The 13,983-nt window shown below is 47.4% G+C and carries 14 protein-coding genes; 7 read left to right on the top strand and 7 right to left on the bottom strand.

Features of this window, described 5'->3' with window-relative positions; all coding sequences use genetic code 11:
- Positions 1–15 precede the first annotated feature (15 nt).
- Entirely contained in the window at positions 16–828 is an 813-nt protein-coding gene (locus EOPP23_RS15710; protein WP_153766940.1) for a hypothetical protein, read from the bottom strand.
- Between the two features lie 186 nt (positions 829–1,014).
- Between EOPP23_RS15710 and EOPP23_RS15705 the strand changes: the two genes are divergently transcribed.
- The gene (locus EOPP23_RS15705) at positions 1,015–1,605 is read left to right on the top strand and encodes a hypothetical protein (protein ID WP_153766939.1); all 591 of its coding nucleotides are present in this window, start codon (positions 1,015–1,017) and stop codon (positions 1,603–1,605) included.
- Between the two features lie 50 nt (positions 1,606–1,655).
- Here the strand turns inward: EOPP23_RS15705 and EOPP23_RS15700 are convergent, their stop codons facing one another.
- Both EOPP23_RS15700 and EOPP23_RS15695 read right to left on the bottom strand, forming a co-directional pair.
- The gene (locus tag EOPP23_RS15700) at positions 1,656–2,795 is read right to left on the bottom strand and encodes an alpha/beta fold hydrolase (RefSeq protein ID WP_153766938.1); all 1,140 of its coding nucleotides are present in this window, start codon (positions 2,793–2,795) and stop codon (positions 1,656–1,658) included.
- 262 nt (positions 2,796–3,057) lie between these two features.
- Entirely contained in the window at positions 3,058–3,969 is a 912-nt protein-coding gene (locus EOPP23_RS15695; protein ID WP_153766937.1) for an HAD-IIA family hydrolase, read from the bottom strand.
- Positions 3,970–4,069: 100 nt separating this feature from the next.
- On the opposite strand from EOPP23_RS15695, the gene EOPP23_RS15690 reads away from it, so the two are divergent.
- A complete protein-coding gene (locus EOPP23_RS15690) occupies positions 4,070–4,975 on the top strand; it encodes a pseudouridine synthase (RefSeq protein WP_153766936.1) in 906 nt (301 codons plus the stop codon).
- On the opposite strand, the gene EOPP23_RS15685 is transcribed toward EOPP23_RS15690, so the two are convergent.
- The 3 genes from EOPP23_RS15685 to EOPP23_RS15675 all read right to left on the bottom strand — a co-directional run bounded on the left by EOPP23_RS15685 (position 4,957) and on the right by EOPP23_RS15675 (position 6,322).
- Positions 4,957–5,262: a hypothetical protein gene (locus tag EOPP23_RS15685; protein WP_153766935.1), complete on the bottom strand. Its 306-nt coding sequence runs from the start codon at positions 5,260–5,262 to the stop codon at positions 4,957–4,959. The two genes, EOPP23_RS15690 and EOPP23_RS15685, sit on opposite strands and share 19 nt — an antisense overlap.
- 166 nt (positions 5,263–5,428) lie before the next feature.
- Positions 5,429–5,728 (bottom strand): RNA-binding protein, encoded by a 300-nt coding sequence (locus EOPP23_RS15680; protein ID WP_153766934.1) that lies wholly within the window; start codon positions 5,726–5,728, stop codon positions 5,429–5,431.
- 351 nt (positions 5,729–6,079) lie between these two features.
- Positions 6,080–6,322, bottom strand: a complete 243-nt coding sequence (locus tag EOPP23_RS15675; protein ID WP_194842630.1) for a YecH family metal-binding protein — start codon at positions 6,320–6,322, stop codon at positions 6,080–6,082.
- 263 nt (positions 6,323–6,585) lie between these two features.
- Between EOPP23_RS15675 and EOPP23_RS15670 the strand changes: the two genes are divergently transcribed.
- Complete coding sequence (locus tag EOPP23_RS15670; protein ID WP_194842629.1) at positions 6,586–7,641, top strand: ADP-ribosylglycohydrolase family protein; 1,056 nt, start codon at positions 6,586–6,588, stop codon at positions 7,639–7,641.
- A gap of 4 nt (positions 7,642–7,645) precedes the next feature.
- On the opposite strand, the gene EOPP23_RS15665 is transcribed toward EOPP23_RS15670, so the two are convergent.
- Positions 7,646–8,287 (bottom strand): ion channel, encoded by a 642-nt coding sequence (locus EOPP23_RS15665; protein ID WP_153766931.1) that lies wholly within the window; start codon positions 8,285–8,287, stop codon positions 7,646–7,648.
- 18 nt (positions 8,288–8,305) lie between these two features.
- Between EOPP23_RS15665 and EOPP23_RS15660 the strand changes: the two genes are divergently transcribed.
- The 4 genes from EOPP23_RS15660 to EOPP23_RS15645 all read left to right on the top strand — a co-directional run bounded on the left by EOPP23_RS15660 (position 8,306) and on the right by EOPP23_RS15645 (position 13,973).
- The gene (locus EOPP23_RS15660) at positions 8,306–9,316 is read left to right on the top strand and encodes a C45 family peptidase (RefSeq protein WP_153766930.1); all 1,011 of its coding nucleotides are present in this window, start codon (positions 8,306–8,308) and stop codon (positions 9,314–9,316) included.
- Between the two features lie 111 nt (positions 9,317–9,427).
- The gene (locus EOPP23_RS15655; protein WP_153766929.1) at positions 9,428–11,878 is read left to right on the top strand and encodes a DNA translocase FtsK; all 2,451 of its coding nucleotides are present in this window, start codon (positions 9,428–9,430) and stop codon (positions 11,876–11,878) included.
- Between the two features lie 34 nt (positions 11,879–11,912).
- The gene (gene lolA, locus EOPP23_RS15650) at positions 11,913–12,608 is read left to right on the top strand and encodes an outer membrane lipoprotein chaperone LolA (RefSeq protein ID WP_153766928.1); all 696 of its coding nucleotides are present in this window, start codon (positions 11,913–11,915) and stop codon (positions 12,606–12,608) included.
- A 15-nt stretch (positions 12,609–12,623) separates the two neighbouring features.
- Entirely contained in the window at positions 12,624–13,973 is a 1,350-nt protein-coding gene (locus EOPP23_RS15645; RefSeq protein ID WP_228550745.1) for a replication-associated recombination protein A, read from the top strand.
- The last annotated feature ends 10 nt before the right edge of the window (positions 13,974–13,983 follow it).

The raw sequence follows: 13,983 nt of genomic DNA, 5'->3' as shown, positions 1-13,983 counted from the left end.
CATGTGACTACACACTTATTCGTGAATGGTCTTGTCTGTTTTCAGAGCATGAAAATAAAGCTGATCAAACACTTGCGGATAATCGACCCCGGCGAACTCAAGAATCTCGGCCAGTTGGCGTGCTGAGTAGCCCTGGGTCATTAAGGTAATCAACGATTCCTGAAAATCCTCCTTCGATGTTTTGAAAGCGCGAAAGTAAGGACGCCCCGAAACCTGTATCAAGCTGTTCGCATAAGCAGGGAGCAGTTCCAGCATTTCGTTCTTCAGAAGGTTCGGATCAATCAGGTGGCTGGAGATTTCTCTGGTCAGCTGTTTGCTCTGATGACAGCTACGACGCTTATCCGGATCGCTGGCAGGTTGAAAAGCAACTCGTTTACAGGCTTTAATTCTCTGCTCCAGAGTGGGCATCACTTCTTCTTTTTCCATCATGCCCTTAAATTGTCCAGACAATGCATTATTACTCCACTCAGCAAGTTTTATCTCAAGGTTGCCTCGAATATTGACCAGTACTTCCGGTGACAATTGCTCTCGTCCCAGTCGAGTCATCCAGTCAGTCATCAGTTGTTCGTTTAACTTGTCTATGGTGTTTCCGGGTTCCTGCAACAGTTCACGAAGATAGCTGAGATACAAGCTTCTGATCTGATAACGGTAACCTTCAGTGATCATTCCGCTGGGGCTGTTTAGATAAGCATTAGCTAACATACCGTAACGAATGGCTGCTGAAACCAAAGGCATAGCCGGATCGGATACTGTTGTTGGTTCTGACTCAACCGCATTGGCAGAGAGATTCAAGGAAAGTAGAAGGGGAAGAATAAATAATTTTTTCATGATGAATCTCCTGACAGGCTTGAAGCAACTATGGAATGGAAGTTTCAGGTATATCGGCAGGAGTTTGTTTGTATAAGAGTATCAATTGACCAGAGGGGAAGTATTAGTCAGTGAACGTTTAATAGGTAGGAAGTGAATTGAGGGTCTATTATTGTTTTTTCTATTTTTGGTTCCAAGTACTCCGTCATGACGCTGTCACAATCTGGGCTCCAATGGCTACTGTCAGTCTTCCTTATTTCTTTGCTTGCAGGGTGCGCAGGTCGCTCTGCGAAACCTGTTCAGGTGCAACAGGCGGATGATGCTTTTCGAACCTGTCAGAGCATAGAGCAGGAAATACATTTCATTGAAACTGAAATAAATCGGTTGATTCCAAAAACAGAAAAAACCGGAAAGAATGTCGGGCTCGGTGTTGCCGGTATGTTTTTCTTTCCTGCCTGGTTCTTTATGGACTTAAGTGCCGCGGAACAGAAAGAAATTAATGCCTATCGTGACCGATACAATGTGCTGTTAAGGTTGGCGTCTGAAAAGCATTGTAAGTCCAGAGGGCAAGAACCGATTCCCGAGTTTCGTGATAAGGAGGGTTGGCAGCAATATCAACAGCAGCTTCAAATGCAGCAGCAGATGCATCAGCAACAGCTTCAACAGATGCAACAACAAATGAATCATCAACAGATGCAGCAACAGCAACAAATGCAGCAGATGCAGCAACAGCAAATGCAGCTTCAGCAGCAATTGATGCATGAACAGATGAAGAACAGTTCACAGCCACGCAAGTGAGGAAACCGTAAGAAGTAGTTATAACATACGATTAGATAGAGTGAGGTTGATCAGCCGCGTTTATCGGGCCTGGTAAGTGAGTTTCTGAATTTATCGCCAAACCCACAGTGACCATTCTCAAAAACCTCGGTGTTTTCTACAACAGTGATACGAGAATTTGTCTTAAAGTCTCGAAGAAATTCAGACATTCGCGATCCTTTACGGATCACAGGGTCATTCTGATTATTCATAACGGTAATGGGGATTCGCTCTCTTATCAGTTTTTTCATGGACTTAGCTGCATCAATGCCTCCGCCAACAAGCCAGCCAATTGCATTCGCCAACCTTGGCATTCCTGGCAAAACCACCTGTGGTGCGGAAGTAAAGGAATCATGACTGACAAGGCTAACTCTTCCTCTATCGAGGATATCCGTTGAGCTAAGAACTTTTTCCAGACTGACTGTTGCCACACCTCCTCCCAGTGAAGAACCAACGACTTCTACAAGTACAAATTTATCTAATGCATGTTTTAGAACTGCGCAACCATCCTGAATAATGGTTTGATTTGTGGATGATGGAGCGTCAGGGGATTTGTTAAGCCCCGTTCCCCTGTAGTCGTAGAAAATTACCGGGCATTTTCTCTCTTTCTGGAGAAAGCCAGGTAGTTGATGTGGATTGAGTTGTTTGTGTTCTGTAATAAATTCGGCGAGAAGCATTCCGTTAGGGTTATTGAAAACTATACAGCGGCTGTTTTCTTCTTTCGCTGGATTGTATCCCGGTGGATAGCATATCAGGGCTTTCAGCTTTGTTTTATTATCCTCAATAGTCATAATTTCATATTTACTGCCGTCAGGCGGTGGATTACTAACGAGATCATTCACGAAATTAGAGCAATTTGTTAAATTGCAGTAGCGATGGTGTTGCGATGGGATCAATACCTTACCAATCAGTTTGGCTACTCCAAAGCGATTTTCTGCGAGCCAGTGCATTGTGCTCACTGGTTTTGAAGCGGCCCTGGAAAGTAGTGATGAAGGGTTATTCCAGGCAAGTCGGGTGCGTTTGGCTGCATAGCCGAGCATTCCCGAGAGATAACTCTGATTATTAACCGGTCTTACAGGGGAACCATTTGAAGCAGTATTTCGATCTTTTGGTTGTGGTTCTATTCCAGGGCGAACCCAGGATCGAATTGTATTAATGACACCCTGAAACATACCTGAACCTCCTTTTCCCTGAAGACAGGTAAGATTCTGATTGCACTCATACCTGTTATTAGTGCTTAAGCATCCTCTCAAGATAGTACAGCGTATGGGGTGGTTCATGATCTGACCGGTTATCCAGAATAATGACCATGCATAGTGCAATATAAAGGATGTTAGACATTTTCATGGGTTCTGTTATAAGGCTGGCTGTAGGAGTGCTCTGTGGGCTGTGCCTACAACCAGGCTTATTTGACTGATGAGTCTTTGACAGGATTTACAGCTGATCTGCTATGAAGTCAGGGGAAATTTCAGCCTGCTCAATCTGTTCTTCTATATTCAACCCCTGATAAACCCCACAGGTCAGCAACAAGGTTTTACAACCCACTGCATTGCCACCGAGAATATCCGTGTAGAGCGTATCGCCTACCATCAGAACACGATTAAGATCCGTCACTCCATACTCTTTAATGGCTTGCTGGAAGATGCTCATAGCAGGTTTGCCAAAAAGTTCCGGTTTGCTCTTTTGATCTGTCTGTTCAGCAAAGTCAGCCAGAAAATAACCAGGAGTAGCAACAATCTTATTGCCATTGGGTGCGCCAATATCCGGATTGCCCACCAGCAATCGAAACTGTCTGGTTGTGCCTGACTGAGTCAGGTTTTTCTGCATCTTCCCGGTCCAGCCGGCACCCGTCAGAAATAGCAGTGTGTTGACCTGATCAGGAATGACACCATTGCAACCATTGAGTCGAACCATTCCCTCCAGTAAATGGTTGGAAGGGTGCTCCAGCGGTGCAATTACGCCGATACTTTCAGGACTCGTCACGGTTTCCAGAAAAGCATCGGTCATATCCAGACTGGTCAGGACTTCCCGGGCAGAAAAATCAAAGCCTCGCTGCTGGTATTTCTCCGCAGCAATGGATCTTCGAGTCATGGTGTCGTTGGAGACGACGCAGAATTTCTTCTGCCGCTCACGCATCAGGGCAATAGCTTCAACAGCGCCCTCAATGGGTTTTGGGCCTCGGCAGAGCACACCGTAGGAATCCAGCAGCACAAGATCAAATTGATCCAGAATATCGCCAATACCATTGATATGAACGGGTGAACGTTCAGGGTTCTTAATGGCCGGATACCAGTCAAGATGCTTTGCATAGACCTGATTTAGCAGGTCAGGGGTCAGTTCGACCATTACAGCCTCAAATAAAGTTGCATAAGTAATGCCACTGATTATATCAAAGAGTGGTATTTTTTATGGTTTTGAAGACACAAATAAATACTATTGAGATTGAATGGCGATAGCAGATAAACCCTCCGTTGTGACCATGCCTCCGGAAATCACCCACCTGAACACTGTCCTGGATTTTCTGTGCTGGAAGTTTTCAGCTATCTCCCGTGCTGACTGGCAGAATCGAATAGCGAAGAACAATGTTCATTGGCAAGACGGTGTACCCATAACGGCGACAGATGCTTACGCAGGGCACAAACGGGTTTTCTATTATCGTGAAGTAGAGCAGGAGCCAGTTATTCCTTTCACGGAAACCATTGTCTATCAGGATGAACATATTATTGTGGCTTGTAAGCCCCATTTCCTTCCAGTAACACCGGGTGGTCGCTTTGTGCAGGAATGTCTTTTGAACAGACTCAGGCTGTCAACGGGGATTTATGATTTAACACCAGCGCATAGAATTGATCGTGACACCGCAGGGCTGGTACTGTTTTCGGTGAACCCTGAAACACGCTCTGATTATCATGAGCTGTTTCCTAAACAGCAGATTCATAAACGTTATCATGCAGTTGTCCATACCACCCAGGCAGTGACTGCAGGGCAGGAGTGGCAAGTAAAAAAAAGAATGGTGGTGGCTGAACCGCGATTTCGAATGAAAATTTCCGAGGGAATTGAGAACAGTTACTCACGAATGGTCTGTCTGTCTGAGAGTGGCAATAAAGCCTTGTTTCAACTGGAGCCCGTGACCGGCAAACGTCATCAACTTCGGTTGCATATGAGTGAGCTCGGGATGGCGCTTGTCAATGACCGTTATTATCCGGAGCTCCAGCCTGAAACTGCAGATGATTATCAAAAGCCACTGCAGTTATTGGCTAAGACGTTGGAGTTCAAAGACCCTGTTGCAGGTGTTGTCAGACGGTTTGAATCAGACAGGGTCTTATCTGAGGCGGGTCAGCTGGCTTTGTTATAGGTCTGCAGCGCCTGCCCCAGAATCTCCTTTATTTTATCGAGTTTTCGCAGTTCTTCAGAGGTAGGCTGTTGTTCCGCTTGGGGTTGTTCGTTATTCAGTGTCAGGCGTACATGCCCTGAAGAATCGACCTGAATGTCATGAATGACCAAGGGTTCATCCTCAACCTGATTCTGGTCAAGGCTGGACTGGCAAATAAGCTCCTGATATTTCAGCTCAGCTTCAACAGGGCTCATATCGATAAAAAGATCCAACAGAGAACCCTGCTGATAAAGACGAATGGTGTGCATTGATTACTTCCTGATTGCAGCGGACATTCTACCCAAAGTCTGCCAGCTGTTGAATCATCAGGAATTAAAAGACAATAGAGTAGTCTCCGGCAGTAAGTGGCTGCCAGACGTAATAAAGTGCTGATCGGTTAGATCAGTTTCAGAACAGATTCAAAATCGGGAAGGCTTAATGCTTGTTGTTATTGCCCGGATTTTGATGTCTGCGACGTCCGCCACCGGTACGTTCGGTAGCAAAGTTCACACGCAGGTTACGACCATTCAGTTCCTTGCCATCCAGTGCCAGTGCATCATTAGCGGCATCGCTTTCGGCAAAGGTAACAAAGGCAAAGCCACGGGAGCGTCCGGTTTCACGATCGATGATGACACGAATCTCATCAATCTCACCAAACTGCTCAAAGGCTTCCTGTAGGTCGCCCTCATTACTATCGAAAGGAAGGTTACCTACAAACAGTTTATTCTGCTGCATGGTAATTCAATCTCCAAATAAGGAATGGCTGTTATTAGACAGGTTGTTAGGAAATACCATTTTCAATTGCGGAGTCATTTCCTGATAATTTTTGGCGGTTCCATCAAAGGAGTGCCAGATTTGTCACGCAGGTTTCATTCAAATACTGTTAGCGGTCACTATTACGAATATCAGTGGCTTCAGAGGATGAAACACTCTTCCAGATTATAACCTCCTGATTTCTTGTCAAGCGGTCTTGGCTGATTCGCAGGGTAGAGTTTGTAGCAGGTTCGGGACGTTTGAGGTGGGTACTTGTATTGCAGGTTGATGGAAACAGCCTGCAATACAACAGCTTAGCCGGGCAACTTACTGTCAGTGATGACCGCAACCACAGCCTACAAAATGAATGCCGCTTTCGTCCTGATTCAGCTTACCTTTGGTGATAAACATCTCGATCAGTTCATTAGCCGATGCACCCTTAATGGAACAGGTGTGAAACTTTGCTTCAGTGCCAAACGATTCATTGATAGCTGACATCAGAGTTTCAGTACTGATTGGCTGAGGCATTTCCTGAATCAGGTTCAGGACGTTACGACCGTGGATGGAATCTTGCATGTTACTTCTCCCTGACCGGTAAATATAAAACATGACCTTACAATGCATCTTTAAGTTTGAGTATGCGTGTAAGTGCCTAATAGCACTGCATGGACAAACAAGAACTGGCTACTAGGATGGACGTGAACTGAGAATTATATAAAGGTGAAGTGATGAAGACCTTGCTGTGGCTCAAGTTTCTGTTAGTACTTATTTTTCTGCAGGGTTGTGGTTATGTTTTACAGCCTGGAAGTGAGCGGGCATCTGATTTTAAGGGAAAAGCTATGAGTGAAGAATACCCTCATACCGTCAGCAGGGAAGAACGGGTTGCAGGAGCCTTAATGGGCTTTTTGATAGGTGATGCCATGGGGTTGGGTACTCACTGGTATTACGACAGAAAGGATTTTGAGAAGGACTTTGGTCTCTGGGTTGATGACTATCAGAATCCGGCTGAACAGGGCAACCACAGTTTCAAAACGATCAGCAAATTCCGCTATCAGCAGGGAGTAAGAGCGGGTGATGTTTCCCAGACCGGGCAGATCTTTGCTTTGTTGCTTGAATCAGTGACTGAGAAAAAAAGTTTTGCTCAGGCTGATTTCCATCAGCGACTGGATGGGTTTTTCAAGACGTTAAATGGTGAGTCATACTCTGGACGCTATACCGAATCCATTATCAAAGAGCTCTGGCATAACCAAAAGAAGGGGGTTGCCTGGTCATCTCCTGAAATGGCAACGGCTTCTGATACCTCGGATGGGGCTCAATTCTCGGTTGTGCTTGCTGCATTGTATAAAGACCCGCTGGAACTGGCTGAAGCTGCAGACCGCCTGATGAAACCTTTCTTTAATGATCGTTTTATCCGTCAGAATCAGGTGGTGTACGCTTTGACACTTCAAGCAGTTATTGCCGGAACACCTTTGCGAAAACTGAAAGAGTATATGGTGGGTTTGCTGCAGAACCCTGATTTAAAAGTCTTGATGGGTGGGTATGACAATATCCATACGGTCACTAATGGCGCTGTGGCCTGGAAACCAGAAGTCCGCATTGAGCCGGCTCACTATGTTGGCGAAGTTTATGGTCTGGACTGCCAGCTGACTCATCTTTTGCCTGCAGTTTATTATCTGATTCACAGGTTTCCTGCTGATTACACTCAGGGCATGCTTGCTGCAGTGAACAGTGGTGGGAACAATATGGCTCGTGCTGCGATGACTTCAGCTCTGCTGGGAGCTATGAATGGCCTTGGTGCGATACCGAAAAAGTACATTGATGGTTTAAAAGACCACAATCGTTACCTGCAGTTATCCCGAGAGCTGATCAAGGTCAGACAATCCTCTGGCTCCTAGCAGGTTATTCAGAGAGCGTAGGGCGTATAAATCGGGCAATCATCACTGTCGGGCTGAGTACGCCAATAGTTGCTTCAAGTACCACCAGGCTTTTGGCGATGGGGGCAATGGGTGTGATATCGCCATAGCCCAAAGTCGTCAGGTTGATAAAGCTGAAATAAACAAAAACGGGCCAGTCCAGAGTACTACTGCTGGGCAGACTGAACGCTCCGGGGACTAACAGTCCAACAAGCGTGTAGAGAAAGCCAAAGGTGATTCCGGTCAGAAAGTAAAAGTTGATAGCGGCCAGCAGTTTTTCATTCATGCTGCCTTTTGAGAACAGGTGCACCATCAGCAATACCAGTATCGAGGTGTAAAAAGCGATTACCAGTGACAGACCTGCATAGCCAGCCCAGACAGGAACCTTTCCTTGTCCGACCAGAAAAGTCAGTAAAAACAAGCCGTAGCCACATCCCTGAAGCCAGCGCCTTAATACCACCCTGTTTTTGGTCAGTGGTCGAACAACATAGATAATGGCCGCTATGATCAATAGCGAAAAGAACTGGCCAAACAGGCTATCATCCTGCTTTGAGAAAGGCACAAGAATACTGACCAGCAGAGTGACAAGCAGAATGGATAAGCGCTGATTGTTGCTGATGGGTTTCATGATCAGGACTCTAAAATAATGAAAAAACTGGTATTAAAAGGCACGGCACTGCAGCGTGGGCAGACTCATGGCGAACAGATGCGCAATGAGATCCACGAAGTTCTGGACTACTACCGTTCAAGATTCCTTTCTAACCGGGACAAGCTTCAGAGCCATGTTGACCAGTTGATGGCAAAGGTTGAGCTGCTTGGAAAAGATTATAAAGAAGAAATGGACGGAATTGCATCTTCTGCCAATGTTGATCCGTTCTGGATCTACTGCATCAATGCCCGCAGTGAGTTGATGTCGTCACCTGTCGCTTCTTCGCCAATGGAATGCTCAACCGTCAGCTTTCCAAAAAACGGTTTGCTGGGGCAGAACTGGGACTGGGCTGAAGCTCTGGAAGGTAAACTGGCTCTGGCAGATATTACGCTGGAAAACGGCCATCGTTTCTTCACCATGACCGAACCCGGTATGCTGGCCAAAATTGGTATGAATGATTCCGGTCTGGGTGTCTGTTTGAATATCTTACCTGCCAGGAAAAAATTGACGGGGCTACCGGTTCATATTCTGTTAAGAGCTCTGTTGGAATGCAGGTCTGTGGAAGAAGCTAAAACCCTTATTCAAATTCATGGAGCAGGGAAGGCCAGTCATGTGCTGGTGGCGGATTCAACTCAGACGGTTGCTGTTGAACTGGCTCCGGATCAGCCCTGGTTCCAGAACACACAAGAAGACTGGTATCTGCACACCAATCATTATCTACAACAAGGGCAGGCTCAGCCTACTACCACCAGAGAATGTACAGAAACACGACTGAAAACCCTTCACGAACGACTACTGTATAAGCCTGAATCAAGTCTTAGTAATATTCGGCAACTGCTTGATATAAATGAAAAACCTTTCCCAATACTCAGGCCTTACGCTTGGCATGAACTGACGGGTAACGGCGGTACTCTAGTCACCATGCTTTTGGATCTTAATAAGAAAGAAATGTTGTTGAGAGAAGGATTTGATTCACAGAATGGCTTTGATCGGTACTCCTTCTCATAGCCTCTTTTTATTCGCTCGTGGTACATTGGTAGTAGATAGTTAATTAATAGATACGGCAGTCTGCATCGCAGCACTGCCTTGTTTTTATTCAGGACAGATCAAGAGCGTCGAATGTCGGAGACATCAACCAGAAAACGTGCCAGAGCCGGAAGCAAGGAAGGCAAGGGCAAAACTCCTGATGTTGCAGCCAAGCTTACCCATGACCAGACCGAGCAGGCAGATGCCCTGCATATTCATTTTCGTGAAGCCGGAATGCTGGCCCTTCTGCTGGTGGCCGGAATCATTGCTATTGCCCTGCTAACATACAGTCCCACTGATCCGGGCTGGAGCTACACAGGTTATGAAGGCACGGTTCAGAACAGCATAGGGCGCTTTGGTGCCTGGCTCAGTGACCTCTTTTATTCTCTGTTTGGTATTTTTGCCTGGCTGATACCGGCCATTGCCGTGTTGAAAGCGATTACTGTCTTCCGCTTTCGTTATGAACCCTGGTTATGGCGAACAGGACTTTTTGTTCTCAGGTCTACCGGTTTACTGGTGGCCCTGATTGCTGGAGCAGGCCTGGCCGGACTTCACCTTCATGGTTTTGATGGAACCCTTCCTTCTGGCAGTGGCGGTATTCTCGGTAAAGTGGTCGTTGACTGGTCTCTGCCTGCTTTAAATACCGTTGGCAGCTCCTTGATTTTCGGCACTTTTCTTTTGGCGGGTATCACTATCTATACCCGCATTTCCTGGTTCAAAGTGCTGGATCAAACGGGTCGCTGGCTGGTTACCCTGATTTCGTTAATAGGCACAGGTTGTGTCTGGTGCCTGGAATTTTCTCAGGCCAAAGTGGCTTACTGGCGTGAACAGCGAGAGCTTGATCGTGAAGCGTTTGAAGAGAAAGCGGTGACCAGAAGGGAGCCGGTACTTGAACGTCATGAACCGGTGCTGGAACAAGACGCCATAGTCATCCTGCCTGCTCCTGAAGCTCAGTCAGAAACCACCAAGAGTCAAGCAAAATCTCCGGCGAAAAAAATCATCAATAAAGTGGCTCAGGCGTTATCAGAACCTTCAGAAGATATTGCCCCTGAAGGCGAACGCCCCACAGCCGGATTACTGGATGAAATCAAAGATCAGGGCAAGGGTGTTGACCCCAGTGAACTGGAAGCTATCTCCCGGTTGCTGGAAGCCAAGCTGGCAGACTTTGGTGTAAAGGCTGAAGTGGTGGATGTGCATCCTGGCCCTGTTATTACCCGTTACGAAATTCAACCTGCACCCGGTGTTAAGGCCAGCAAGATTTCCAATCTGGCTCGAGACCTTGCCCGTTCGCTGGCAGTCGTCAGTGTTCGAGTGGTTGAAGTGATTCCCGGTAAGTCGGTCGTCGGCATAGAGATTCCCAACGATGACCGTGAAACGGTTTTCTTCGGCGAGTTGATCAATTCGACCGTGTTTGAGAAGTCAGAGCATGCTCTGAGTCTGGCGCTGGGCCATGATATTGCCGGTGATCCAGTGGTGGTTAATCTGGCCAAAATGCCTCACCTGCTGGTGGCTGGTACTACGGGTTCCGGTAAGTCGGTGGGTGTGAACGCCATGATCCTGTCGATGCTGTTCAAGTCAGGCCCGGAAGATGTTCGTCTGATTATGATCGACCCGAAGATGCTGGAACTGTCTATTTACGACGGTATTCCTCACCTGCTGTCTCCGGTAGTAACCGACATGAAAGAAGCCGCCAATGCCCTGCGCTGGTGTGTGGCCGAGATGGAGCGTCGCTACAAATTGATGGCAGCGTTGGGCGTTCGAAACATTGGCGGTTATAACGACAAGGTTAAAGCTGCGCAGGCTGCCGGTGAGCCATTGCGTGATCCGTTTTATGAAACGCTGACGCTGGGTGATGTTGCTCCCGAGCTGGAAACACTGCCGTTCATTGTTGTGGTCGTAGACGAATTCGCTGACATGATGATGATTGTTGGCAAGAAAGTGGAAGAACTTATCGCCCGTATCGCTCAAAAGGCACGTGCGGCGGGTATTCATTTAATTCTGGCCACCCAGCGACCTTCTGTGGATGTCATTACCGGCTTGATCAAGGCCAACGTACCGACACGAATCAGCTTCCAGGTCTCCAGTAAAATCGATTCCCGAACCATTATTGATCAGGGTGGTGCCGAACAGCTGCTGGGGCATGGTGATATGCTCTATCTGCCGCCGGGCACCAGTGTCCCCATCCGTATTCACGGTGCTTTTGTCAGCGACGATGAAGTGCATAGAGTGGTGGCGGACTGGAAAAAACGTGGCGAACCCAACTATGTGGACGAAGTATTGAATGGTATGGAATCCGGTTCTGAGGGCAGTGCCTTCAGTGGTGGGCTGGATGAAGACAGCGAGAAAGACGCCCTCTACGATGAAGCGGTGGCCTTTGTCACTGAAAGCCGCAGGGCATCAATTTCGTCAGTGCAACGTAAATTGAAGATCGGTTATAACCGTGCTGCGAATATGATAGAAGCAATGGAAGCTGCGGGTGTGATAAGCCCGGCAGGGCATAATGGCAATCGTGAAGTGATTGCGCCGCCACCAGTGAAAGGTTGATGGTATTATTTATCAAGGTTTACGAACAGAATTTATGTTGAAGAAGATATCCCAGGTTGTTGTTATAGCAGCAGTTTTTAGTGTTGCGCTGCCAGTTCTTGCAGCCTCTTCAGAAAAGCCGGTTCAGGAAGTGAAGACGGTTAATCTGATCCAGCCTGCCAATGACCAGAAAGCAGCTGATGCGCTGGTTAAAAAGCTTGAGTCGCTGAAAAGCCTCAGTGCGAAGTTTGAGCAGCAGACGGTGTCCAATAACGGCAGAATCAAGATGGAAGCGGGTGAGATGCAGATGCAGCGGCCGGCTCAGTTTCGCTGGTTGACTAAGTTGCCATTCGAGTTGGAAATTGTTGCCCGGAAAAACAAGGTCTGGATGATCGATCGCGACCTGCAGCAGGTGATTATTCAGAAGCAGGATAACCGTATGGCAAACACACCTGCGCAGTTATTAACGGGCGATGCCCGTAGCTTGTTGAAGCAGTACAATGTCACCCGATATCAAAGTGACAAGTTCCAGCAATACACGCTGGTTCCCGCCAGGTCTTCAGATCTGTTTGAAAAACTGGATATCAATTTCCGTAATGGCCTGCTCAGTGCCATCATCATGAAAGATGCTCTGGGTGGTCGACGCCGTATCGACTTCAGTGATGTGCGTGAAAATCGCACACTCATGTCGGATCTGTTTGAAGTTAAAATTCCAAAAGACTACGATCTGATCGATGAAACCTCTCGTTAAAGACGGCGATAAGTAATGTCGGTGTATTCCAACAGTCTGTTTGATCAACAGGATTCTGATGCAATGAGTCGCTGGCAGCCCCTGGCGGCGAGAATGCGACCCAGAAATCTGGATGAATACCTTGGCCAGGAACATATCCTTGCCCGAGGCAAACCCTTGCGTGAAGCGCTAGAACAGGGTGCTATTCATTCCATGGTGTTTTGGGGCCCTCCCGGTGTCGGCAAGACTACTCTGGCGAGACTGATCGCTGGCCTTTGCGATGCCCACTTTGAAACTCTTTCTGCGGTATTGTCCGGCGTCAAGGATATCCGTGAAGCGGTTTCCAGAGCCCGTGATGAAAAGCTGACCCGCAATCGCAAGACCATTTTGTTTGTTGACGAGGTTCATCGTTTCAATAAATCCCAGCAGGATGCTTTTCTGCCTCATATTGAAGACGGCACCATTACCTTTATTGGTGCAACCACAGAGAACCCTTCTTTCGAACTGAACAATGCCTTGCTGTCCAGAGCCAGAGTCTATGTGCTTAAGCCACTGGGTGAGCCTGCTTTAAAGCAGGTTCTGGATCAGGCTTTGAACGATGAACGTGGTTTTAAGAACAACTCGGTTCAGATTGAGCCTGATGCTGAAAAGGTGCTTTTACGATACGCTGATGGCGATGCCCGTCGTCTGTTGAATATTCTGGAAGTCGCTGCTGATCTTAGCGATTCAGGCATGATTAAAGCGGAATCAGTGACCGAAATACTGGCTGACTCTGGCCGCCGTTTTGATAAAGGCGGTGATGCTTTTTATGATCAGATCTCTGCTTTTCATAAGTCCGTTCGTGGTTCCGAACCCAATGCTGCACTCTACTGGGCAGCCAGAATGGTGGATGGTGGTGCCGACCCGCTCTATATCATTCGCCGCTTAGTGGCTATTGCCAGTGAAGACATTGGTAATGCTGATCCGAGAGCGCTGGAACTGGTGATGAATGCCTGGCAGGCCTATGAAAGGCTGGGCAGTCCGGAAGGTTTGCTGGCTTTGGCTCATGCCACCACCTATTGCGCCTGTGCGCCCAAGAGTAATGCTGTTTATATGGCCTGGGCAGCGGCCATGGAAGATGTAAAGTCGAACCCTTCCCATGAAGTGCCTATGCACTTACGCAATGCGCCAACCAAGTTAATGTCTGATCTCGGTTATAAGGCAGGCTATCGCTACGCCCATGATGAGCCGAATGCCTATGCGGCGGGTGAGTGTTATTTCCCGGATGCCATGGAGCCACGATATTATTACCAGCCCAACGAACGAGGGCTGGAGATCAAGATCAGGGAAAAGCTTCATCGGTTGGAGCAAGTTAATCAGAACAGCCCTCTTAAACGAAGACTGTGACATTAATAGA

The organism is Endozoicomonas sp. OPT23, from assembly GCF_009653635.1.
Classification (GTDB): domain Bacteria; phylum Pseudomonadota; class Gammaproteobacteria; order Pseudomonadales; family Endozoicomonadaceae; genus Endozoicomonas_A.
This window is presented reverse-complemented; position numbering and strand designations above follow the sequence as displayed.

Coding starts and splice junctions, on each gene's coding strand:
- EOPP23_RS15710 (WP_153766940.1), bottom strand. CDS start 828: ATGAAAAAATTATTTATTCTTCCCCTTCTACTTTCCTTGAATCTCTCT.
- EOPP23_RS15705 (WP_153766939.1), top strand. CDS start 1,015: ATGACGCTGTCACAATCTGGGCTCCAATGGCTACTGTCAGTCTTCCTT.
- EOPP23_RS15700 (WP_153766938.1), bottom strand. CDS start 2,795: ATGTTTCAGGGTGTCATTAATACAATTCGATCCTGGGTTCGCCCTGGA.
- EOPP23_RS15695 (WP_153766937.1), bottom strand. CDS start 3,969: ATGGTCGAACTGACCCCTGACCTGCTAAATCAGGTCTATGCAAAGCAT.
- EOPP23_RS15690 (WP_153766936.1), top strand. CDS start 4,070: ATGGCGATAGCAGATAAACCCTCCGTTGTGACCATGCCTCCGGAAATC.
- EOPP23_RS15685 (WP_153766935.1), bottom strand. CDS start 5,262: ATGCACACCATTCGTCTTTATCAGCAGGGTTCTCTGTTGGATCTTTTT.
- EOPP23_RS15680 (WP_153766934.1), bottom strand. CDS start 5,728: ATGCAGCAGAATAAACTGTTTGTAGGTAACCTTCCTTTCGATAGTAAT.
- EOPP23_RS15675 (WP_194842630.1), bottom strand. CDS start 6,322: ATGCAAGATTCCATCCACGGTCGTAACGTCCTGAACCTGATTCAGGAA.
- EOPP23_RS15670 (WP_194842629.1), top strand. CDS start 6,586: ATGAGTGAAGAATACCCTCATACCGTCAGCAGGGAAGAACGGGTTGCA.
- EOPP23_RS15665 (WP_153766931.1), bottom strand. CDS start 8,287: ATGAAACCCATCAGCAACAATCAGCGCTTATCCATTCTGCTTGTCACT.
- EOPP23_RS15660 (WP_153766930.1), top strand. CDS start 8,306: ATGAAAAAACTGGTATTAAAAGGCACGGCACTGCAGCGTGGGCAGACT.
- EOPP23_RS15655 (WP_153766929.1), top strand. CDS start 9,428: ATGTCGGAGACATCAACCAGAAAACGTGCCAGAGCCGGAAGCAAGGAA.
- lolA (WP_153766928.1), top strand. CDS start 11,913: ATGTTGAAGAAGATATCCCAGGTTGTTGTTATAGCAGCAGTTTTTAGT.
- EOPP23_RS15645 (WP_228550745.1), top strand. CDS start 12,624: ATGTCGGTGTATTCCAACAGTCTGTTTGATCAACAGGATTCTGATGCA.